The 19800-nt window shown below is 59.7% G+C and carries 25 protein-coding genes; 10 read left to right on the top strand and 15 right to left on the bottom strand.

Going from position 1 to position 19800, the window contains the following annotated elements; all coding sequences use genetic code 11:
• Positions 1 to 78 precede the first annotated feature (78 nt).
• The 12 genes from xseB to OXI69_08805 form a co-directional block, all read right to left on the bottom strand.
• Positions 79 to 321, bottom strand: coding sequence for an exodeoxyribonuclease VII small subunit (gene xseB / locus OXI69_08750; GenBank protein MDE2666226.1), 243 nt, complete (start codon positions 319 to 321; stop codon positions 79 to 81).
• Positions 318 to 1700, bottom strand: coding sequence for an exodeoxyribonuclease VII large subunit (gene xseA / locus OXI69_08755; GenBank protein MDE2666227.1), 1383 nt, complete (start codon positions 1698 to 1700; stop codon positions 318 to 320). Before xseA ends, xseB begins: the two co-directional genes overlap by 4 nt.
• Before the next feature lie 39 nt (positions 1701 to 1739).
• On the bottom strand, positions 1740 to 1952 hold the full coding sequence (locus OXI69_08760; GenBank protein ID MDE2666228.1) for a DUF2905 domain-containing protein: 213 nt from the start codon (positions 1950 to 1952) through the stop codon (positions 1740 to 1742).
• Between the two features lie 125 nt (positions 1953 to 2077).
• A complete protein-coding gene (gene ndk, locus OXI69_08765; GenBank protein MDE2666229.1) occupies positions 2078 to 2500 on the bottom strand; it encodes a nucleoside-diphosphate kinase in 423 nt (140 codons plus the stop codon).
• A 52-nt stretch (positions 2501 to 2552) separates the two neighbouring features.
• Positions 2553 to 3425 (bottom strand): succinate--CoA ligase subunit alpha, encoded by an 873-nt coding sequence (gene sucD / locus OXI69_08770; protein ID MDE2666230.1) that lies wholly within the window; start codon positions 3423 to 3425, stop codon positions 2553 to 2555.
• Positions 3426 to 3680: 255 nt separating this feature from the next.
• Entirely contained in the window at positions 3681 to 4844 is a 1164-nt protein-coding gene (sucC, locus tag OXI69_08775) for an ADP-forming succinate--CoA ligase subunit beta (GenBank protein MDE2666231.1), read from the bottom strand.
• 650 nt (positions 4845 to 5494) lie between these two features.
• Complete coding sequence (locus OXI69_08780) at positions 5495 to 5935, bottom strand: hypothetical protein (GenBank protein ID MDE2666232.1); 441 nt, start codon at positions 5933 to 5935, stop codon at positions 5495 to 5497.
• 97 nt (positions 5936 to 6032) lie between these two features.
• On the bottom strand, positions 6033 to 7451 hold the full coding sequence (mpl, locus tag OXI69_08785) for a UDP-N-acetylmuramate:L-alanyl-gamma-D-glutamyl-meso-diaminopimelate ligase (protein ID MDE2666233.1): 1419 nt from the start codon (positions 7449 to 7451) through the stop codon (positions 6033 to 6035).
• Positions 7452 to 7523: 72 nt separating this feature from the next.
• The gene (locus OXI69_08790) at positions 7524 to 8447 is read right to left on the bottom strand and encodes an LD-carboxypeptidase (GenBank protein ID MDE2666234.1); all 924 of its coding nucleotides are present in this window, start codon (positions 8445 to 8447) and stop codon (positions 7524 to 7526) included.
• Positions 8434 to 8835 carry a sirohydrochlorin cobaltochelatase gene (locus OXI69_08795; protein MDE2666235.1) on the bottom strand — a complete coding sequence of 134 codons (402 nt, stop codon included), beginning with the start codon at positions 8833 to 8835 and terminating at the stop codon, positions 8434 to 8436. The genes OXI69_08790 and OXI69_08795 overlap by 14 nt, the downstream gene beginning before the upstream one ends.
• 1 nt (position 8836) lies before the next feature.
• On the bottom strand, positions 8837 to 9994 hold the full coding sequence (locus OXI69_08800) for an acyl-CoA dehydrogenase (protein ID MDE2666236.1): 1158 nt from the start codon (positions 9992 to 9994) through the stop codon (positions 8837 to 8839).
• A 118-nt stretch (positions 9995 to 10112) separates the two neighbouring features.
• A complete protein-coding gene (locus tag OXI69_08805) occupies positions 10113 to 10925 on the bottom strand; it encodes an alpha/beta hydrolase (protein ID MDE2666237.1) in 813 nt (270 codons plus the stop codon).
• Between the two features lie 176 nt (positions 10926 to 11101).
• Here OXI69_08805 and OXI69_08810 point away from each other — a divergent pair, with 176 nt between their 5' ends.
• The 10 genes from OXI69_08810 (at position 11102) to OXI69_08855 (ending at position 17671) form a co-directional block, all read left to right on the top strand.
• A complete protein-coding gene (locus OXI69_08810; protein MDE2666238.1) occupies positions 11102 to 11962 on the top strand; it encodes an ABC transporter substrate-binding protein in 861 nt (286 codons plus the stop codon).
• Positions 11963 to 12042: 80 nt separating this feature from the next.
• Positions 12043 to 12369, top strand: a complete 327-nt coding sequence (rplU, locus tag OXI69_08815) for a 50S ribosomal protein L21 (GenBank protein ID MDE2666239.1) — start codon at positions 12043 to 12045, stop codon at positions 12367 to 12369.
• 13 nt (positions 12370 to 12382) lie between these two features.
• Positions 12383 to 12643, top strand: coding sequence for a 50S ribosomal protein L27 (rpmA, locus tag OXI69_08820; GenBank protein ID MDE2666240.1), 261 nt, complete (start codon positions 12383 to 12385; stop codon positions 12641 to 12643).
• 76 nt (positions 12644 to 12719) lie between these two features.
• Positions 12720 to 13763, top strand: a complete 1044-nt coding sequence (gene obgE, locus OXI69_08825) for a GTPase ObgE (GenBank protein MDE2666241.1) — start codon at positions 12720 to 12722, stop codon at positions 13761 to 13763.
• Positions 13756 to 14421 carry a nicotinate-nucleotide adenylyltransferase gene (nadD, locus tag OXI69_08830; protein ID MDE2666242.1) on the top strand — a complete coding sequence of 222 codons (666 nt, stop codon included), beginning with the start codon at positions 13756 to 13758 and terminating at the stop codon, positions 14419 to 14421. Before obgE ends, nadD begins: the two co-directional genes overlap by 8 nt.
• Positions 14422 to 14424: 3 nt before the next feature.
• Positions 14425 to 14841 carry a ribosome silencing factor gene (gene rsfS, locus OXI69_08835; protein MDE2666243.1) on the top strand — a complete coding sequence of 139 codons (417 nt, stop codon included), beginning with the start codon at positions 14425 to 14427 and terminating at the stop codon, positions 14839 to 14841.
• A gap of 3 nt (positions 14842 to 14844) precedes the next feature.
• Positions 14845 to 15306 (top strand): 23S rRNA (pseudouridine(1915)-N(3))-methyltransferase RlmH, encoded by a 462-nt coding sequence (locus tag OXI69_08840; protein MDE2666244.1) that lies wholly within the window; start codon positions 14845 to 14847, stop codon positions 15304 to 15306.
• Between the two features lie 116 nt (positions 15307 to 15422).
• Positions 15423 to 15794 (top strand): TraR/DksA family transcriptional regulator, encoded by a 372-nt coding sequence (locus OXI69_08845; GenBank protein MDE2666245.1) that lies wholly within the window; start codon positions 15423 to 15425, stop codon positions 15792 to 15794.
• 27 nt (positions 15795 to 15821) lie between these two features.
• A complete protein-coding gene (locus OXI69_08850; protein MDE2666246.1) occupies positions 15822 to 16583 on the top strand; it encodes a ComF family protein in 762 nt (253 codons plus the stop codon).
• 14 nt (positions 16584 to 16597) lie between these two features.
• On the top strand, positions 16598 to 17671 hold the full coding sequence (locus tag OXI69_08855; GenBank protein ID MDE2666247.1) for a BsuPI-related putative proteinase inhibitor: 1074 nt from the start codon (positions 16598 to 16600) through the stop codon (positions 17669 to 17671).
• Between the two features lie 569 nt (positions 17672 to 18240).
• Here the strand turns inward: OXI69_08855 and OXI69_08860 are convergent.
• The 3 genes from OXI69_08860 to OXI69_08870 are packed head-to-tail and all read right to left on the bottom strand — an operon-like array spanning position 18241 to position 19757.
• On the bottom strand, positions 18241 to 18594 hold the full coding sequence (locus tag OXI69_08860) for a fumarate reductase subunit D (GenBank protein ID MDE2666248.1): 354 nt from the start codon (positions 18592 to 18594) through the stop codon (positions 18241 to 18243).
• 3 nt (positions 18595 to 18597) lie between these two features.
• Positions 18598 to 19017, bottom strand: a complete 420-nt coding sequence (locus OXI69_08865; GenBank protein ID MDE2666249.1) for a fumarate reductase subunit C — start codon at positions 19015 to 19017, stop codon at positions 18598 to 18600.
• A complete protein-coding gene (locus tag OXI69_08870) occupies positions 19014 to 19757 on the bottom strand; it encodes a succinate dehydrogenase/fumarate reductase iron-sulfur subunit (protein MDE2666250.1) in 744 nt (247 codons plus the stop codon). The genes OXI69_08865 and OXI69_08870 overlap by 4 nt, the downstream gene beginning before the upstream one ends.
• Between the last annotated feature and the right edge of the window lie 43 nt (positions 19758 to 19800).

A 19800-nucleotide genomic window follows, 5' to 3' on the forward strand; every position in this document is an offset into this window, starting at 1 on the left:
CTACGCTCTTCGGTCGCGAGCACGCGCTGAAGGGAAAATTCCTGCGCCATGATCTTGCCCCCTGGTGAGAAGTGCGGGCTAGTCCTGCTTGTCGCCGGAAAAGGGTTTCCGCTCCAGGTCTCCTTCGCTCTTGCGGACCAGGATTTCGACCTTGCGTTCAGCTTCGTCAAGCTTCTCCTGGCAGAAATTCTGCAGCTTCACTCCCTCCTCGTAAATTTCCAGGAGGGATGCCAGAGGCAGTTCGCCCCTCTCCAGAATCTTGACGATTTCCTCAAGCCGTTTCATGGCTGACTCAAAGTCTTTGTATTGGGTTTGGATCATGGCTCATCCTGGCCGGCTGTCTTGCCGAAGTCCCGGGAGGTCTCGATGCGCTCCGCCCGCGCCGCGATATTCCCTTTTGAAAGAGTAACGGAAAATGGATCTCCTGTTTGCAGCCGGGCCGCGTCTCTGAGAATGGTCCCGTCGGCGTCCCGGCAGATGGAATAACCCCGGTTCAGCACGGCTGACGGGCTCAGGCTGCGCAGTGTCCCCGCTTGCGCCGAGAGTCGAGCCTGAAGGGCTTGCAGGGTGAAGCGAACTTGGGTGGCGGCCCGCTCCGCCCACAGGTTCAGGGCTTTTCCTCTTTGGGTCACCAGGTGGCGCAGGTCGAAGCGTTCCAGGCGCTCGGCAGTCAGGCGCCAGACCTCCCGACGAGTTGTCAGGGTGTTCCGGGGCCACCCGCTGAGACGGAAGCCCATCTCGTCCAACCACTGTCGCTGCGAACGGATGCGGCCCTGCGCCGACTCGAAGGCACGATTTGCCGACAACTCAAGCACCCGGTTGCGTAATTGACTGAGCCGGAGCTGCAGGGTCCGTTGCAGCCGATCTCGAAAATGGCTTAGCCGGGTGGCCAGCTCTTCCCGTGTCGCAACAACCATCTCGGCTGCGCTGGTCGGAGTCGCGGCCCGAATGTCGGCGACGAAATCGGAAATCGTGAAATCGACCTGGTGACCCACCGCCGAGATTACGGGAACCCGGGAGAGGGAGATGGCTCTGGCAACCGCCTCCTGGTTGAAGGCCCACAGGTCTTCCATCGATCCGCCACCGCGGCCGACAATGATGAGATCTACGTCGGGAATGCCGTTAAGGGTGTGGATGCCGGAGGCAATTTCCTCCGCGGCTGCCTCGCCCTGGACCCTGGCTGGGAACAGCAGCGCGGGAATCGCTTGGCGACTGCGATTCAAGGTCCGCAGAATGTCGTGAATCGCCGCTCCGGTCGGTGAGGTCACGATCCCGACGGTTCGAGGGAGGGCCGGCAAGGACTTCTTGCGGGCTTCGTCAAACAGGCCCTCGGCCTCGAGCTTGGCTTTCAGCCGATCGAAGGCGATCTGCAGGGCGCCGATCCCTCTGGGTTCAATGGATTCGGCATAGAGGGAATATTCGCCGCGGAGTTCATAGACCCCCAGGCTTCCTCGGACCAGCACCTGGTCACCGTCTTCAAATGGTTGGCGAAGGTTCCGGGCCTTGCCGCGGAAGCAGACGCATTTCAACTGGGCTCGAGCGTCTTTCAGTGCGAAGTAGATATGCCCGGCGTTGGAGACGGTCCAGTTGGAGATCTCTCCCTCGACCAGCACACCCTGAAATTCTCCCTCCAGGAGCGATCTCACCTCGGCAGTGATTTCGGAGACCCCATGGATTCGCTCTGAGGAAAAGGAACGCATGCGTGTTGGGTCCGCCTTGGCAGCCGCGGAAACCGGGGGCTACCGCCGGAAGAAGAAAGACAGAACCAGGGTCAGGAGAATGCTGAGCACGATGGAGGTGGTCAACGGGAGATAGAGGGTAAAGGTGTCCCGCTTGAAGGTCAGGTCTCCGGGAAGCCGGCCCAACTTCAAGAACGACAAATGGCCGGCAAAATGCAGGAGCAGGCCTATCGCCAGAAAGACCAGTCCCAGGATAATCAAGACCCTGGCCATGTGACCCTTCCTATCCGACCCAAAGCTCGGGGGGCTCCGGCAAGTCGGGTCTCTACCCAGGCGGGTGGATCATTCGAGAGCGAAACGGCTTGAATTCCGGTAAGCCGCCGCCGGGCTCTCTTCACCTAGTCCAGCAACTCCGAATCGCTGAAGAAGTATTGGATCTCCCTCCGGGCATTCTCATCGCTGTCTGAACCGTGGACGACGTTCTTTTCGATGGAGGTGGCGTAGAGTTTACGCAGGGTTCCTTCTGCAGCCTGTCTGGGGTCGGTAGCTCCCATCAGCTCCCGCAGGCGAACCACCGCATCGGGGGATTCAAGGACCACCACCACCACGGCGCCCGAGCTCATGTAGCGAACCAGGTCCTGAAAGAAGCTTCGTTCGCGGTGCACCGCGTAGAATCCCGCGGCCTGCTGCGGACTCAAGTGCAGCATTTTGAGGGCCTTGAGCTCGAATTCCTTTTCCTCGAACCGTTTCAGAATATCCCCGACGTTGCCCTGGGCCACGCCGTCCGGTTTGATGATTGACAGGGTGCGTTGCAGACTCAAAGGAAAGCCTCCACATTTCTGAAACGGATCACCTGAGTGCCGCCCAACACGCTTATGTCGGCAGAATCCGGACTGTCGTTTCGCCGATGTCGGCAGGACTGCGGGCCACGTGGAGTCCGCACTCCTCCATCAGGCGGATCTTCTCCTCCGCCGTGCCCTGGCCTCCGCTGATGATGGCCCCCGCATGCCCCATGCGCCTTCCGGGAGGAGCTGTCTGACCCGCGATGAATCCCACAACCGGTTTGGAAAGACGGGATTGCACATAGCGTGCGGCGGCCTCCTCGGCCGTGCCTCCAATCTCCCCAATCAGCACGATTGCTTCCGTTGCCGGATCATCCTTGAAGAGGCGGAGGGCGTCCACGAAGGAGGTGCCGATGATCGGATCTCCCCCGATGCCGATGCAGGTCGATTGACCGATGCCCCGGGAACTCAACTGCTGCACGGCTTCGTAGGTCAAGGTCCCGCTTCGGGAGATTACGCCGACCGTGCCCTCTCGATGGATGGCTCCGGGCATGATTCCGACCTTGCATTTGCCCGGAGAAATGATCCCCGGGCAGTTGGGTCCGATCAGTCGGGATTTCTTTCCGGCCATGAACTGTCGAACCTGGATCATGTCGAGCGTGGGAATCCCTTCGGTGATACAGACCACCAGCTCGACCCCGGCATCTACCGCCTCCATGACGGCATCTGCAGCCACGGCGGGAGGGACGAAGATTACCGAGGCGTTGCCGCCGGTCTCCCGGCAGGCCTGTTCCATGCTGTTGAAAACGGGAATCCCTTCATGAACGGACCCGCCCTTGCCCGGGGTGACTCCGCCTACGACCCGGGTCCCGTACCGGACGCACTGGAGGGTATGGAAGGTTCCCTCGCGTCCGGTAATGCCCTGTACGATGAGCCGTGTGTCCTGGTCGACCAGAATGCTCACGTCGTTGACCTTGTCTGGAACATCCCTGATTCGCCTCTCATGAGACGCCCCGTCGTCCCGGACGGCAGCGCGGCTAGGTGAAAAGTGACTAGTGATCAGTGGTTAGTGGCTAGTAATTTGATCGATTGGTTGAGCTTATTGCTCGGACCTCCCCTGTTTCACCCTGCATGATCCGCACCGAAGGGCGGGGGCTCGGCTATACACTGACCACTAACCACTAACCACTAACCACTAACCACTGACCACTGGCCGGGTTCACCGGCCCGATGCCAACCGAACCACCTTCTCGGCTGCATCCCGCATACCCGAGGCCACTGTCAGCCTGAGTCCGGATGCCTTGAGGATTTCCTGGCCCTGTTCCAGGTTGGTGCCTTCCAACCGGACCACTATGGGAACTTCCAGTTCCATGGACTTGGCGGCTTCCACCACGCCCCGGGCCACGATGTCGCACCGCATGATGCCGCCGAAGATATTGATCAGAACCGCCTTGACGTTGGAATCGGTGAGAATGATGCCAAAGGCGTTCCGGACCTGTTCGGCAGTAGCTCCGCCGCCGACATCCAGGAAGTTGGCTGGAGATCCCCCGGACAATTTGATGATGTCCATGGTGGCCATGGCCAGCCCGGCCCCGTTGACCATGCAACCCACGTTGCCGTCCAACTTGATGTAATTCAGTCCGTGCTTGCCGGCTTCAACTTCCAGGGGGTCTTCTTCGTCGGTATCCCGGAGCTCTCGGATGCCGGGGTGCCGGTAAAGCGCATTGTCGTCGAAGTTGATCTTGGCATCCAGGGCATAGAGACGCCCGTCTTCGGTCAGGAGCAAGGGGTTGATCTCGGCCAGGGAGGCGTCGGTGGCTTCGAATGCCCGGTAAAGAGAAAGCATGAACCGAACCGCGGCAGGAGCCAGCTTCGCAGGCAGGTCCAGGCCAAAAGCCAGCTTTCGGGCTTGGAAGGGGGTCAGCCCCAGCCCCGGCTCCAACGCTTCCTTGAGGATCAACTCCGGGTTTTCCGCCGCAACCCTTTCAATTTCGACTCCACCTTCCCGGCTAGCCATGAAGATCACTTTGCCGGCATCCCGGTCGATGGCGATCCCGAGGTAATACTCCCGCTGGATCTTGAGGCCCTCCTCGACCAGAACCCGCTTTACGGTTTGTCCCTCGGGCCCGGTCTGATGGGTGACCAGCTGCATTCCCAGTATCGAATCGGCGACCTCCTGGGCCTCTTCCGGAGAACGAGCCAGCCGGACCCCTCCTCCCTTCCCGCGTCCACCGGCGTGAATTTGGGCCTTGACCACCACCAGTCCGCCCAGCTCGCCGGCGATTTCCCGAGCTTTCTCCTTGGTGTCGGCCACCCTGCCCCTGGGCACGGGAACTTCGTGGTCGCTAAGGATTGCCTTGGCCTGGAATTCGTGAATCTTCATGGTGGAATGTCCCGGGGCCGGGGTCAAACGGGATTGCCGAGCCGCCCTCGGAAGCGCCCAAGTATATCGGAAGCGGCCGCCATTTCAAACATGGGTGGTGCCCAACCCTGACGGGTGAATCATTCAAAGGAAAAACAACCGATCATTAGTAAAGACGAACCACGAATGAACACGAATAGGCACGAATTCAGATGGACCCTTCTCAGCGACAAGCGTCGCCCAAGCACTTCTGCAATTTTGTCCCCTTGGATCTGCTTCCCGGCCAGCGCAGATTACCTCCTCGAACTCGGTTGCTACACCCCGCATTTAACAACTCGGGCCTTTCGCAAAATTCGGCAGCGGGACGTTTGCCGGGAATGGCCACAAAAGGCACAAAAACACAATTTGTGCCTTTTGTGCTTTTTGTGGTTAGAAAGCCTTTTTCACCAGGACGCACCCGATATTGACAAACGCAGAACCTCAGGATTGCCGGCAAGACGTCCTGCCCCCCTGCCATTTTTCAAAAAGCTCAACTCACCAATCTGCTTATTGGTGTTCATTTGTGTCCATTCGTGGTTCGCCGTTCGCCTTGGTGGAGTTCTTGTGCCTTGGCTGACGAGCCCCTCGTTTGGTTTCCGGCAAGGCAGGTCCGGTACCAACGGGATTCGGGGCTAATTGACCCTCTCACTGGAAGCCGGGGGGTTCTGGCTGGTGGTCGGGGGCTTCAGAACGTTCAACGGCAGTTCCTTTACCGTGAAGCCGTCGAGGTAGACCTGCAGAATATGGGTTCCATATTCGGAGAAGCCCAGGTTGTTGAAGAGGGTTACGTTGTCGGCGAAGCTGCGCGCATCCAGGGAGAACGTGGAGGGGCTGGTCTTCATGAGTGTCTTGCCGCGGCCGGGTGAGAGCAGTTGAATCTGGGTTTCGTGCCGGCCTTGGCCCACCCAATGATTCAACAGGGCGAACCGGAGCACCGTGGAGGGGAGGGAAGGCAGGTAAATGTCCTGAAAGATGCCCATGATGCTGAGCTTGTTCCCGGCTTCCAGGCGGACGTCGTCGCAGAGGAGCGAATAGGACAGGTGGACGTGTCCGGTGGACGGTGCCGGATTCATAGTGGGAGGGTTGCTTTAAGTGGACATGCCGGGGTCATGGTCAGCGGATGAGGCGCGTGAATGAGGCCACGGCCGCCTGTTTCCGGTTGCTGGCACTTCAATTCCGGTCGAGTTCGGCCAGGAGCCTGGCGTGAATACCGTCGAAGCCGCCGTTGGACATGATCACCACCTTATCGCCTTTTTGAAGCTGGGGGGCGATCTGTTGGACGATCTCGCCGGCCGTGGGAAAGCAGTGTGCGTCCTGGCCCTGCTTTCTCAGGTCTCGCACCAACCGATCCAGGTCGAGGCGCAGGTCGGGGTCCAGCTTCTCGGGAGCGAAGATCGAGCACAATATTACGTGGTCGGCATCGGCGAAACAACGGGAAAATTGTCTCTGAAATACCCGTCTGCGGGCAGTTGCGGACCGGGGTTCGAAAATCGCCCACACACGGTTTCGGGGAAACTGCTTCCTGACGGCGGCCAAGGTGGCGGTTATGGCCGTGGGATGGTGAGCGAAATCGTCGAAGACGGTGATTCCGGCTGCTTCACCGCGGATCTCGAGCCGTCGCTTCACGCTCTTGAAGGAGCCCAATCCCCGGGAAAGGGTGTCCCGGGACAGGCCGAGTCGATGAGCGCAGGCCAGGGCAGCCAGCGCATTCCGGACATTGAAGCTACCGGCGAGTGGCATCTCGAACCAGCCCCAATCCTTGCCATCCTGAAACGCCTGGAAGCAGGTGGACTGTTCCAGGAATCGTATTGAGGAGGCGGTCCATTGGGCTGCCGGGTTCATTCCGAAGGAAATGACGTTGGTGGGCGAATCGGCGCTCAGCGTTCGAACCACCTCGTCGTCCCAGCCGGCAATCAATGCCCCCTTGGAAGGGATAATGTTCAATAGTCGCCGGAAACTCTGTTTGACCGCGGAAAAATCGGGATAGATGTCGGCGTGGTCGTACTCGCAGTTGTTGAAGATGACCAGGTCGGGCAAGTAGTGCAGGAACTTGGGCCCCTTATCGAAGAAGGCGGTGTCGTATTCGTCTCCTTCGATCACGAAATGCTCTCCGTCGGTTACGCGGAAGCTGGTGTTGAAGTTGCGGGCAATGCCCCCGATCAGGAAGGAGGGCCGGAGCCCGGCGGACTCCAGCAACCAGGTCAGCAGGGCGGCCGTGGTGGTCTTTCCGTGAGTGCCCGCCACCACCACCGAGGTTTTGCCCCGAATGAAGACTTCCTTCAGAATTTCCGGCAGGGAGCGGTAGGGAATTTTCTCATCCAGCGTTGCCTCCACTTCCGGATTGCCCCGGGAGACCGCATTGCCGATGACCACCAGATCGGGCTGGGGGCTGAGATGAGATTCCGAAAACCCCTCGAGGATGGGAATGCCCCGATCCTGCAGGAAGGTGGACATGGGAGGGTAGACATTCCGGTCCGAGCCGGTGACACGAAACCCCTTCTGCTGCAGCATGCCCGCCAGCGAAGCCATGGCCGTGCCGCAGATTCCGACCAGGTGGATGTGTCTGACGCCTCGGAGAGAATCAACCATCGGCGGACTTCTCCAACGGGGTGGGCGATTGGGTGGAGCGATTCCTCCGATTGAGAAGGGGGTCGCCGGAATTCATCCCGCGTCCACGGCGACTTCCTCGAACTGGAGCCAGCGCTGCCCGGCATCCAGTTGAACCTCCACGCCGAAGGGAAGGGTCAGGCACCCGGTGCTGGTGTGTCCGGAATGCAGTCCGTACCAGATGGGGACCTGAAATTCCTGCAACAGGCCCAAGACAATCTCCGGTATGTCCGGTGCCTGACCGGCCTGGCCGCAGCCGAACATTTCGCCGAAGACGAAGCCCCGAACCCCCTCCAGCTTTCCCGCCAGCTTGAGCTGCATCAACATTCGGTCCACCTGGTAGGGCTTGGCGTTGATGTCCTCCAGAAAGAGAATCCTGTCCCGAGACTGCATTTCATAGGGGGTGCCCAGGGAGGCAGCCAGAAGCGACAGGCATCCCCCGGTCAATCGCCCGCGAGCGGTTCCGGCTTGCAGCGTCAGGCTATCGTGGGATTGGAGCCTCTGGCCGGGCCGAGATCCGGTCAGACAGTGCAGCAGGTTGTCGCGAACGTAGTAGGGCTCGCCCTGGGCGAACTCCTTGGCCACCATGGGTCCGTGGAAGCAGACCAGGCCGCACTGGTTTTCCAGGAACTGCAGCAGGACGGTGACATCGCTGTAGCCCAGAAAAATCTTGGGATGGGCCTGCAGGGTTTCCGGATCCAGCAGCTCCAGCAGGTATTGGCAACCGTAGCCGCCACGGGCGCAAAAAATCGCCTTCACCCCAGGGTCGGTGAACAGATCCGTGAGTGACTCCGCCCGTTGCCGGTGGGAGCCGGCAAAGTAGCGGTGCCTGGAAAAGAGGGAGTCGTCGTAGCGTACCTGGTAGCCCAGCCTCCGGATCTCCGAGATCCCGCGCAGCAGGTCCTCGCGCTGGACGCACCCCGACGGCGCTGAAATGCCGACCGTGTCCCCGGGTTGAAGCGGTTTAGCTTTTTGCATCGGCTGAGCCAGGCAGGACCTTTGCCTCCCTGATTCGCTCCAGGATCAGCTCTCCCATCTTGGGATGGGGCCCCAGCGGGGCGCTGAAACAAATGGTGACCTGAGGGTGGTTTCGGGCTGCTTCCCGGACCATCCTGGGAATGTCGCTGCTAGAGTGTCTCCCCGGACCCAGGAAGTAGGGCTGGATCACGATCGCTTCCACCCCGGCCTCCACACAGGTCTCGAATCCCTGTTGGATGGTGGGCTCCGCCAATTCCATGTGGGCGTGCTGGACAATCAGGAAACGGGACTTGTCCCGAACCATTGCGGCAACCTGGCGCACCACTCGATTGGCGTGGGGCCGGCGGCTTCCATGGTCGATTATCAGAAGTCCTGTCTTGTCAGCCATTTCAGGATCGATCCTTCAACACGGCCCGGGCGATGGTCTCGAGCTGCATGAAGGAGGTCCCTTCGTAGATCTTGCCGATCTTGGCATCCCGGTAGAATTTCTCGACCGGGTAGTCTCGGGTATAGCCGTAGCCTCCAAAGATCTCGATCACCTCGGAGGCAATCCGCTCGGCCACCTGAGAGGCATAGTATTTGGCCATGGCCGCCTCCTTGAGGAACGGTGTGCCGGCGTCCTTCATCCGGGCCGCGTTGTAGGTCAACAGGCGAGCCGCTTCCAACTCGGTGGAGAGCTCGGCGATCTGGAATCGTATGGCTTGAAATCTGGAGAGCGGCTGTCCGAACTGCTGCCGCTCTCCTGCGTAGCGGGTTGCCTGTTCCAGCGCTCCGGCAGCCAGTCCGATCATCTGTGCGGCGATTCCGATTCTGCCCTCATTGAGGGTTTCAATGGAGACCTTGTACCCCTTGCCGCGCTCGCCCAGGATATTTTCTGCAGGAACCCGACAATGGTCCAGCACCAGCTCGCAGGTGCTGCTGGCGCGGATGCCCAGCTTGTCTTCCTTCTTGCCCACCGAAAATCCGGGGAAGTCCTTCTCGACGAGAAAGGCGGTGATTCCCCGATATCCCAGGTCGGGGTCCAGGGTTGCGAACAGAATGAAGAGGTCGGCCTCCAGGGCATTGGTGGTCCACAGCTTCTGGCCGCTCAGCAAAAAGGCTCCGTCCTTTTCCACCGCCCGCGTTCGGAGTGCAAAGGCATCGCTGCCGGCGCCCGCCTCCGACAGCGCGTAGGCCCCCACCGAGCCGGTGGCCAAACGGGAAAGGTATCGGGTTTTTTGCGTCTGATTGCCCCAGTTGAGGAGGGCATTGTTGACCAGAGTATTCTGGACATCCACGATGACGGCGGCAGACGGGTCTACCCGGGACAGCTCTTCCACCGCCAGGACGGACATGAAAAAGCTGCCCTCGGCTCCCCCCCACTGCTGGGGAATCTGAATACCCATCAAGTTCAGCTCGAAAAATTGCCGCAGGAGATCGGGGTCGAACTTCTCCCTCGCGTCCATTTCCTTGACACGGGGACAGATCTCCGAGCGCGCGAAATCGCGAACGGCATCCCGGAACAACTCCTCCTCGGCCGTCAATTGCGTCAGGACTTGACTGTTCATGAGAGAAGCGGGAACTCCTGGACTTGGGATCGGCCGGTGGTGCCCGGAGGAACCGGCATTAACGCTGCAATCGGCGACTGTCAACGGCGACCGCTTCCGTTCCCGCACGACCTCGTTTTCAGAGGGGCAGCGCCGTCCGGTGGCGGTGGAGGAAGTCCAGGGTCACGCGATTGAATTCTTCCGGCCGCTCGATATTGTGCAGATGACCGCCATTCTGAAAAATCACCAACTCGCTGTTGGGGATGGCGGCGGCGACCTCTTGAGCATACATCGGGGGAAGGGCGAGATCAAAGCTTCCCACCGTGATCAGGGTCGGCACCTGAATCTCATGGAGGCGCCCAAGGGCGTCATGATCCAGATCCGCCTGGTACTGTTGCCTCAGCAGTTCTCGGTCCGGGAGGTTGCGGACGATTTGCTGAATTTGCCGCTCCACCCGATCGGGATGGCGGCGCATGGTTTCCGGAGTGATGAACCACAACACGTTGATGGCGTAAAAGGCGGCAAGATCGAGCGTTTCCAGCAGCTTGAGCTGAGCCCTGAATTTTCTGGCGGCGTATCCGTGCGCTCGTCCCCAGGTCCCATGAAGCTGCAGGGTCAGGACCAGCTCGGGGCGATTCAAGGCCAGTTCCTGGGCGATGCAGGAACCCAATGACAACCCCGAGACATGGGCCGGACCCGCTTCCAGGGACTCCAGCAGGGCAGCCGTATCCTCGGCCATCAGGGGAACGCTCAACGGGACGGGAGGAGCCTGGGTCTTTCCCGTGCCGCGGTTGTCGAAGCGGATGCAGTCGAATTCCTGTTGGTAGGCTTCCACCTGAGGGGTCCAGCAGGAGCAGTCCAGTCCGGTGCCCATGATGAGGATCAGAGGCGGGCCCATTCCCTGGCGTTCATAGTGGACACGGACCCCCGTCGGGAGATTCAGAAAGGGCATGGTCGTGGGCGCTGATTCCCCTGAAATCGGACATCTTACCACGTTTGAAATTGCGCCGACCCGGGGTTTAAGACTAAGATAGCCTGCTCTTTCGGCGGCCGTAGGCGCTGCAGGAAGAATTCAGCACGAAGCTTCTGCCACACAGGGTTGTCGAGGCACCGGGAGCGTTTTTCGCCATGGCGGGTCAATTGATCACCGTAGCCCACAGTCCGGACTCGGACGACGCCTTCATGTTCTATGCGCTGGCGAAAAACCGCATCGACAGCGGAGGGTTCGAGTTCCGTCACGTCTTGAAGGACATCGAGACCTTGAATCGACGCGCACTGGAGGGCCGATACGAGGTCACGGCCATCTCCTTTCATGCCTATGCCTTTTTGCATGATCGATACAGCCTGCTGGACAGCGGAGCCAGCATGGGGGATCGCTACGGCCCCCTGGTGGTTGCCAAGAGACCGATGGAGGTCGGGGAACTCAAGGGCAAGGTCATTGCCATCCCCGGAACCATGACCTCGGCTTTTCTGATCATGAGGCTGTTCCAGCCCGACTTCACGCCGGTGGTGGTTCCCTTCGACCGGATATTCGAGGCGGTGGCCGATGATCGTGCCGATGCCGGACTGATTATTCACGAGGGTCAATTGACCTATTCCAGCCTGGGCCTGCACGCCGTGGTCGACCTGGGGGAGTGGTGGCACCGGGAAACCGGCCTGCCGTTGCCCCTGGGAGGCAATGCCATCCGCAAGGATCTGGGGACGACCGCCATCGGGCGGATTGCCCGCATCCTCAAGCAGAGTATTCAGTACGGGTTGGACCACCGCGCCCAAGCCCTGGACTATGCCATGAGCTTTGCCAGGGACATGGACCCGCGGCTGGCGGACCGATTCGTGGGCATGTACGTGAATCAAAGGACTCTGGGCTACGGGGCAGCCGAGCGCCGCGCGGTACAACTGCTGTTGGACCGGGGATACCGGGAGGGGGTTATCGACCGCCGGGTAGCGGTGGAATTCGCGGACCGGGATGGATCGGACGAACAGGTTTGAGGCCGTCTTCCGCCCGTCCTCCAAACGTTGACAGGTTCGAAGGGGTCCCCTTATAATCTCGGGCCACGGAGCGAGGTGTCATGTACGCAGTCATCAAGACCGCAGGCAAGCAGTATCGGGTATCCCCCGGGGAGGTTGTGCGCCTGGACAAGATGGAGGAGCAGGTAGGCGATCAGGTCGAATTCGACAAGGTGCTGGCCATACAGGACGAGGAGCAGCACACCATCGGTCGTCCCACTATCGACAATGCCAGGGTTCTGGGGACAGTGGTCGAGACCGGCAGAGCCAAGAAGATCCGCGTCCTGAAATTCAAGCGTAGAAAACAGTATCGCGTCCTGCGGGGGCACCGCCAGGATTTCACCGCCGTCAAGATCGACGCCATCCGGTCTGAACCACAAGAAGGTTGAAGGAGGAGAACCCGTGGCCCATAAAAAAGGCGTGGGCAGTTCCCGAAATGGCCGTGATTCCAATGCTCAGCGGCTCGGCGTCAAGCGATTCGACGGCCAGCGGGTGACCGGCGGTTCCATTCTGGTCCGCCAGCGGGGCACTAGAATCAAGCCCGGCGCCAACGTGGGTCTCGGAAAGGACGACACGCTCTTTGCCCGCATCGATGGACAGGTGAAGTTTGAAGACAAAGGACGAAAAGGACGGTTTGTCAGCATCTATCCCGCGGCTCAATAGAACAACTTGATTCGCATGAATCCCCTGTAGTGGACTTTCGAAGGTCACGGCAGGGGATTTTGTTTTTGGAGTCGGGATGTTTCTGGATGAAGCTTCCATCAGCGTCAGGGCTGGAGACGGTGGGTGCGGCTGCGTTGCCTTCCGCCGGGAAAAGTTCGTTCCCCGAGGAGGGCCAGCCGGTGGCGACGGGGGGCGTGGGGGGCACATCCATATGCAGGCCTCCATGCGCCACAACACTCTGATCCAGTACAGATACAAGAAAATATTTCGGGCTCGGCGCGGAACTCATGGTCTTGGAAGCAAGTGCCACGGCAAGGACGCTCCGGATCTGACTCTGACCGTACCCGTCGGCACCGTTGCCCGCGACGCCGGCAGTGGCGAACTGGTTCACGACTTCCTGGTTGCCGACGAAAAAATTCTCCTGTGTCGGGGGGGACGCGGAGGCAGGGGCAATGCGCAGTTCGCCAGCTCGGTGAACCAGGCCCCCCGCCGTTTCGAGTACGGTTTTCCCGGAGAGAGTCGCGAGCTCAAGTTGGAGCTGAAACTGCTGGCCGACGTGGGACTGGTCGGCTTTCCCAACGTGGGAAAGTCCACTCTGATTTCTCGCCTTTCGGCTGCCAGGCCCAAGATCGCCAACTACCCATTCACCACGCTGGAGCCGAACCTTGGAGTGGTCGAACTGGAGGACTATCGGAGCTTTGTGGTCGCCGACATTCCAGGCCTGATTGCCGGAGCTCACCTTGGGCAGGGGCTTGGCATCCAGTTTCTGCGCCATATCGAACGGACCAAGGTGCTACTGCACCTGGTGGATCTGGCGGGAGACCATGGACGCGATCCGGCGGTCGACTATGAGACCGTCAATCGGGAACTGGCCGCCTTCAATCCGGAAATGCTCCGGAAGCCGACCCTGGTGGTTGCCTCCAAGATCGATGCCATGGGTGACTCGACTCACCTGGAGGCGCTGAGCAGGGTGGCGCGGGCGCGCGGCCTGGATTGTCACTCCATTTCTGCGGTTACCGGTCAGGGTCTTGAGAATCTCAAGGCCAAAATCTGGGGCATGTTGGAGAGACTGGCCGCGCCAGCAGCGCCGGCCACAGGCGGCTATCGATCCAATGAATGATCGGGTGGTTCGAGTCGGCTTGTTGGGAGGAACCTTCGACCCCATTCACCGGGGTCACCTCCAACTCGCGGAGGCAGCCCTCAGGGTGGCGGACCTGGAGCGGGTCTTTCTGGTGACGTCGGTGCGCCCTCCCCACAAGACTCGAAGGACGGAGGCCAATTTTCTTGACCGTCACGCCATGGTGGCTCTGGCCGCGATCGACCACCCCCGGTTGGTTCCCTCCAGTCTGGAGCATGGTCGGGAGGGGAAGTCCTACTCGGTGGACACCATACGGCAATTCAAACAACGGCTTGGAGCCGGCTCGGAAGTTTTTTTCATCCTGGGTATCGATACGTTTCTGGATATTTCAAGCTGGAAGGATTTCGAGCGTCTTCCCCGGCTCTGCCGGCTTCTGGTCTTTGCCCGGCCCGGTTTCGATGAGAGCCAGCTGACCCTGAGAATCCCCGACGCGCTTCTCAGGTCGGTCTGTTTGATCGACGACCGAAACCCGATTTCTCTGGATTCGCATTGTCGTTGTTACCTGTATCGTGAGTTCTCCAACCCTGTTTCGTCCTCGGAGGTTCGGGAACGGATTCGGTGCGGGCAGGCGGTGACGGAGATGCTCCCGCCGGCAGTGCTGGATTACATAGGTAAGAACCGTCTCTATGGAGGAGAGTGAAGAGTGGAGAGTGAAGAGTTGTCGGCCGAGGTGTTCGGGGACGAATCCCTCCTCAGTTGTGCGTTTGAAGCCGCCCGGGACAAAAAGGCGCTCGATCTCGTCGTTCTGGATCTCAGGGAGATGGCGGCCTTTACCGATTACTTCATCATTTGCTCGGGCAGCTCGGCTCCCCAGATTCATGCGATCTCCAACGAGATCGAAGTCAGACTGAAGAACGTTGGAAAAACCCCCGACCACATAGAGGGTTACCGGCAGGCTCAGTGGATCCTGATGGATTATTCGGAGTTCGTCGTCCATATTTTTTCTCCGGAGAGGCGTTCGTACTACAACTTGGAGCGACTATGGCGCGGCGCCGGCAGGATTGACGACTCCAACCCTTCCGCAACTGCATCCCCCGGTTCGTTATCGCAAATGTCCTGAGGCATGAAACTGATTCTGCGGTGGATCGGTAAGACCAGAAATCCTCACCTTTCGGCACTCATAGGCGACTACCAGGCTCGCATCGGCAGCTTGGTGGATATGACGCTATCCGAAGTCAAGGGCGTCGAGTTTCAGGATCCCGTCCGGGCAGTCGAGGCCGAGGGGCGACAGCTGCTCAGAGGACTCGGCCGGGATGACTTTCTGATTGCCATGGACCCGCAAGGCCAATACTTGAATACGGAGGAATTCGCCCAACTCATCGCCTATAGGAGGGAACACTCCCTGAAGAGGCTGGTATTCGTTATTGGGGGTCCGGATGGGTTGTCACAGGAGGTTCGGAGCTGCAGCCATCGAGTCATTTCCCTGTCTTCCATGACCTTCAGCCACGAGATTGCGCGCCTGCTGCTGCTGGAGCAGCTTTATCGGGCCTTCACCCTGGTCCATCGCATTCCCTATCACAAATAGTTTGAGGTTTACCGCTTTTTTGGGGTAGTATTCCCGGCTCGTTGCCGCCTACCCGCATGCTTGGCAAGGTGGGCAGGGCCGTCATCGCCTCAGCCACCGCTTCGGATGTCATGGTCATGGATGCCAAGAAAGTGGACCACTTCAGAAAGAAGCTGTTGACAAAGAAGGAAGAGCTGCACCGGATGGTCTCCAAAACGGAGCAGTATGGCCGGGAGGCGGACGAGGAGAGTTCCCAGGACGTTGCCGACAAGGCGGCCAGCTCCTACACCAAGGAGTTTCTCTTCAGCCACAGCAGTAGCGAGCGGTCCATCATGCAACTGGTGGAGGAGGCCCTGGACAGGGTCGGCACCGACTCGTTCGGCGTGTGTATCGCCTGCGGAAACGCCATTCTTGCCAGAAGACTGGAGGCTGTTCCATGGACGCGGTACTGCATTAGCTGCCAGGAAAAACAGGAAGAAGGTCTTCTGGAAGAATCCCACTATTACTAATCCCTCCCTCGCTGTCCGCTCCGTAGTTTGAAGCCTATCTCCGGGCGTTTTCGCCCTCTTGTCGATTCGCTGGTTTCAGTTCTGTCTCCCGCCACTTGCGTGGTCTGTCAGAACTCCGTGGAAACCGTGGGGTGCGGGGTGGTTTGCCGGACCTGCTGGCAGAGTATTGCCCCGCTGGACGGAATTCTTTGCGACCTGTGCGGTTACGCCTTTGCTTCCAGCAATCTTCCGGCTGAGAAGGCCTTGTGCGCGGCCTGCCGCCGAGGGTACTTCCACTTCGATTTCGCCCGATCCTACGGCAGGCTGGAGGACCCGCTCCAAGCGATCATCCACCAGTTCAAGTACGGCTCCCATCCCAGCTTGGCCCGTCCGCTGGCCCGCCTGATCCACACGCTTTGGGTGCAGGGCTATCAGGACCGGGCGCCGGACATGATCGTGCCGGTACCCCTCCACAAGGCTCGCCAGAGAGAACGCGGCTTCAACCAGGCCTGGTTGCTGGCCCGGCACCTGAGTCGCTGGGCGCAAGTCCCTCTGATGGACAGGGTTCTCGTCAGACACCGGTCCACGGCGGTCCAGGCGGGGCTCTCCCGCGGACAGCGGCGCCGGAATACTCAGGGAGCGTTCACGGTGGCGGATCGGGGAGCCGTCCGCAAGCGGGCGGTGCTCCTGGTGGACGATGTCTTCACGACCGGGGCTACCTTGAACGAATGTGCTAGGATGCTAGGAAAACAGGGGGCACATCGAGTCGATGTCTTGACCGTTGCGCGAGTCGTGGCCTGGTCAGTCTAATCGGAGTGAGCCTCATGGCACGGTTCAGTCCCATAGCCAATGCCGCCGCAGCCTGCGGGGTCTTGTGGGGCCTGTGGTGTTTTCTGGCGCCTTGGGGAGTCGAACCGCTTGCCCGCGCTACCCCGGTTTCCCTCCCCGATGAGACAGAGGTTCGGCAGGATCTTTTTCTCAGTCCCGACTATCTCCCGCTCCGACTCGGCAATCGCTGGATCTACGATCGGGAGGACAGTCGGTTTCAGAGAACCACTCAGGTCAAGGTCGAGATTATAGCCAGGCCTATCTTGAAGTGGACGACCTACTACGTTTTCAATCAGCTTCCGTTTGTGCCGGGTCTGGAGGGCGAGCAAAACGTGGTGGTTCGCTACGATCAGGACACCCGTCGGTTCCTCCGCCTGATTGCTCAGGATCAGGACCAGGAGGAAATTCCCCTGTTCCCGGTGGGGGAATCGGCCGACGCCATCCTCGACCAGTCTCCCGGCGAGGACGGACTGCCGGTCGCCAACCGTCTGAGCTACCTGACCTGTCCGGATTGTGAGGCTTCGGGCCTGGAGATGATCTTCGACAGAGGTCTGGGGATCCTGGAGGTGGGTGTCTTTTCCGAGTGGGGCTCGGAGAGCTACCGACTGAAATCGGCCCTGGTCAACGGCCGCCATTTCGGTGACCCCATGCAGCCGGAGACCGAGGCCAAACCGGAGCGACCCCGGTCCGAGGTGGTGATCAGCCGGGCTGACCCGGTGCTGAGCCTGGAATTCCAGAAGAAGGCTCAAGCAGTCGATCTGTTGCTTGTCGTCAAGAATCCGACCGACTACTTTCTGAGCTTCAACTTCGACTCAAGCCAGACCTATGACTTTGTGGTCAGAGAAAAGCAGACGGGATTCGAAGTCTGGCGCTGGTCGAAGGGCTACTTCTTTACACAGGTGATCCGCAGTCATGCCCTGCTCCCTCAGAAGGAATGGAAGTTCAAGGAAGTCTGGAACCTGAAGGACAACGAACGCAACGACATCAGGCTGGGGTCCTACGAGGCCGTGGCCATACTTACCTCACAAATACCCCGCGAATCCTCGGCAGTGGAGATCGTGCTGCCCTGACCCACCTCCCTCACCACCAGTGAGGAGTGCAGGCTAGAGACGCACCAGCCCGCGTTTCGCTGCCCCCGTCCCAACCAACGTCTATCTGAAACAAACGAAAAAAAGAGTTATCCACCAAGGAACACGAAGGGCCACCAAGAGGTTGGAGCAGGCTCAAGTGGGATGCGCCAAGGGTCGGCAAGGGGTCAAAGAAGGGCACCAGGGATAAAAGGATTTTCCGCGGAGGGGCAACAAGAACCGCGGCGAAGCCAGTAGTGGGCGCTTCCCACCACATCGTGACGTACAGGGATGATTCACATCGATGCACAGGATGCACAGGATTTTTTCAGCAAACGGCCAGCTTCCTATGCCGGGAATCCGCAAATCCGCACCGGATCATCGCCCGAGCCGGCTTCTGGTGCAGGAAGCTCTCGTCCTGTTAATCCTGTGCATCCTGTGCATCGATGTTCAATCTGTAGAAAACCAGTTTAACGGGACATGGCCCAGGCTCGCGATAGCCAATATGGATCCCTTGTTTCACTTTCGGATGATCCGCACGTCGTGGCGGGGTTACGGCTAAACCTGCGCCGTTACGGGAGGGTCCACAACAGGTAGGCGGCCACCACCGTTCCCGCCACGGCTCCTCCGTAACAGATAAGGGTGATGATCGGATTGAGGTGCTTGATCTGCAGGCCGTCGTAGAGGGTGAAGCGAAATCGATGAGCCCAATGAAAGAGCGACAGGAAACAAAGCACGAACAGCCCCAGGCGACCCACGGGATGCCGGACCAGGTTCAGCGTTCTCTCATAATCGGGCGGCTGCAGCCATCCCAGCGGGAAAGCCAACCCGTAGAGAAAGAGGAGAATGGGGATCAGGAATGCGGCCACCACACCTCCCCCGCTGAAGAGGGCCCAGAGAAGAGGTTCGTTGGATCGATTGGCCATGGGTCAACCTTGTCGCATGAGCAGGAAAACAATCAGCGCGGAAATCGCCAGCCAGGCCACGTAGTTGGGAGCGGCCACCAGCACGTTGGGGAGCCGTTTGCCTCGCAAGCGGACCACCATCGCCTTGGGAGTCAAGTTAAACCAGGTAACCGCGTGAAGGATCACGAAAAAAAGACTGATGCCATTGAGAATCACCAGCACCGGGTTCTTGAGCCAGTGCTGGAATTCCTGATAGGGTTCGGGCCCTCCCCTCAAGGCATGGAGCTGCATCAGGAGGATCACCACGTAGAAAGCCACGAAGACGCTGCTGATCTCCCGGAGCATGAACTTCAGGTACGACCACTTCCGGCTCCACCAGAGGGTCGAGACCCGGGTTCGGTACCATTTGGGATGGTACTGGCGATAAGCCACCGGTGGCTTCATTGCTTGCTCCAGGGCATCAGAAAGGACTTGAACCAGTCCTTGGTGGCCGCGAGCTTGTATTGCTGGATGGCTCCTGCCGGATCCACGTTCTTGGGACAGACCTCGGTGCACTCTCCCACGAATGTGCATCCCCAGATCCCCTCGTGCTGGGAGAGTACATCCAGACGCTCTTGCTCGCCCTGGTCGCGGGAATCCAGATTGTATCGCTGGGCCAGGGCAATGGCGGCCGGTCCCACGAATTGAGGGTCGAGCCCGTAAACCGGACAGGCCGCGTAGCAAATCATGCAGTTGATGCACATGCTGAACTGCTTGAATTCGTCCAACTGTTCCGGAGTTTGCAGAAACTCTCCCTTCGCGGGGGCCGGATCATCCTTTCGGACGATCCAGGGTTTCACCGACTGCAGTTTTTCCAGAAAGTCGGTCATTTCGATAACCAGGTCCCGAACCACCGGAAAATTCTGAAGGGGCTCCACCCGGATAGGTCCAGGGGAATAGTGGGACAAGAAGGTGGCGCAGGTCAGCTTGGGTTCGCCGTTGACGGTCATACCGCAACTCCCGCAGACACCCATCCTGCAGGACCAACGAAAGGACAGGGAACCGTCCAGATGGTCCTTGATGTAGTTCAAGGCGTCCAGAACCACCCAGTCCTTGCTCAAGGGGACCTCGTAGGATTGGAAGGTGGGTTCGCCCTCCTGCTCGGGGCGGTAGCGAGTCACTTCGATGGTTATCGTTTCAGCCATTTCTCCTCTAGGGTGATGAATTCCCGGTAGTCCATTGGTTCAG

This window comes from Acidobacteriota bacterium (assembly GCA_028875575.1).
Classification (GTDB): Bacteria; Acidobacteriota; Terriglobia; order Versatilivoradales; family Versatilivoraceae; genus Versatilivorator.

Excerpts from the sequence above, each read along its gene's own strand:
- sucC (MDE2666231.1), bottom strand. The coding sequence starts at position 4,844 with ATGAAGATTCACGAATTCCAGGCCAAGGCAATCCTTAGCGACCACGAA.
- xseA (MDE2666227.1), bottom strand. The coding sequence starts at position 1,700 with ATGCGTTCCTTTTCCTCAGAGCGAATCCATGGGGTCTCCGAAATCACT.
- OXI69_08760 (MDE2666228.1), bottom strand. The coding sequence starts at position 1,952 with ATGGCCAGGGTCTTGATTATCCTGGGACTGGTCTTTCTGGCGATAGGC.
- OXI69_08855 (MDE2666247.1), top strand. The coding sequence starts at position 16,598 with ATGGCACGGTTCAGTCCCATAGCCAATGCCGCCGCAGCCTGCGGGGTC.
- obgE (MDE2666241.1), top strand. The coding sequence starts at position 12,720 with ATGTTTCTGGATGAAGCTTCCATCAGCGTCAGGGCTGGAGACGGTGGG.
- nadD (MDE2666242.1), top strand. The coding sequence starts at position 13,756 with ATGAATGATCGGGTGGTTCGAGTCGGCTTGTTGGGAGGAACCTTCGAC.
- OXI69_08870 (MDE2666250.1), bottom strand. The coding sequence starts at position 19,757 with ATGGCTGAAACGATAACCATCGAAGTGACTCGCTACCGCCCCGAGCAG.
- OXI69_08810 (MDE2666238.1), top strand. The coding sequence starts at position 11,102 with ATGGCGGGTCAATTGATCACCGTAGCCCACAGTCCGGACTCGGACGAC.
- OXI69_08780 (MDE2666232.1), bottom strand. The coding sequence starts at position 5,935 with ATGAATCCGGCACCGTCCACCGGACACGTCCACCTGTCCTATTCGCTC.
- OXI69_08795 (MDE2666235.1), bottom strand. The coding sequence starts at position 8,835 with ATGGCTGACAAGACAGGACTTCTGATAATCGACCATGGAAGCCGCCGG.
- mpl (MDE2666233.1), bottom strand. The coding sequence starts at position 7,451 with ATGGTTGATTCTCTCCGAGGCGTCAGACACATCCACCTGGTCGGAATC.
- OXI69_08860 (MDE2666248.1), bottom strand. The coding sequence starts at position 18,594 with ATGGCCAATCGATCCAACGAACCTCTTCTCTGGGCCCTCTTCAGCGGG.
- OXI69_08790 (MDE2666234.1), bottom strand. The coding sequence starts at position 8,447 with ATGCAAAAAGCTAAACCGCTTCAACCCGGGGACACGGTCGGCATTTCA.
- OXI69_08865 (MDE2666249.1), bottom strand. The coding sequence starts at position 19,017 with ATGAAGCCACCGGTGGCTTATCGCCAGTACCATCCCAAATGGTACCGA.
- OXI69_08840 (MDE2666244.1), top strand. The coding sequence starts at position 14,845 with ATGAAACTGATTCTGCGGTGGATCGGTAAGACCAGAAATCCTCACCTT.
- OXI69_08805 (MDE2666237.1), bottom strand. The coding sequence starts at position 10,925 with ATGCCCTTTCTGAATCTCCCGACGGGGGTCCGTGTCCACTATGAACGC.
- OXI69_08845 (MDE2666245.1), top strand. The coding sequence starts at position 15,423 with ATGGATGCCAAGAAAGTGGACCACTTCAGAAAGAAGCTGTTGACAAAG.
- rplU (MDE2666239.1), top strand. The coding sequence starts at position 12,043 with ATGTACGCAGTCATCAAGACCGCAGGCAAGCAGTATCGGGTATCCCCC.
- OXI69_08800 (MDE2666236.1), bottom strand. The coding sequence starts at position 9,994 with ATGAACAGTCAAGTCCTGACGCAATTGACGGCCGAGGAGGAGTTGTTC.
- xseB (MDE2666226.1), bottom strand. The coding sequence starts at position 321 with ATGATCCAAACCCAATACAAAGACTTTGAGTCAGCCATGAAACGGCTT.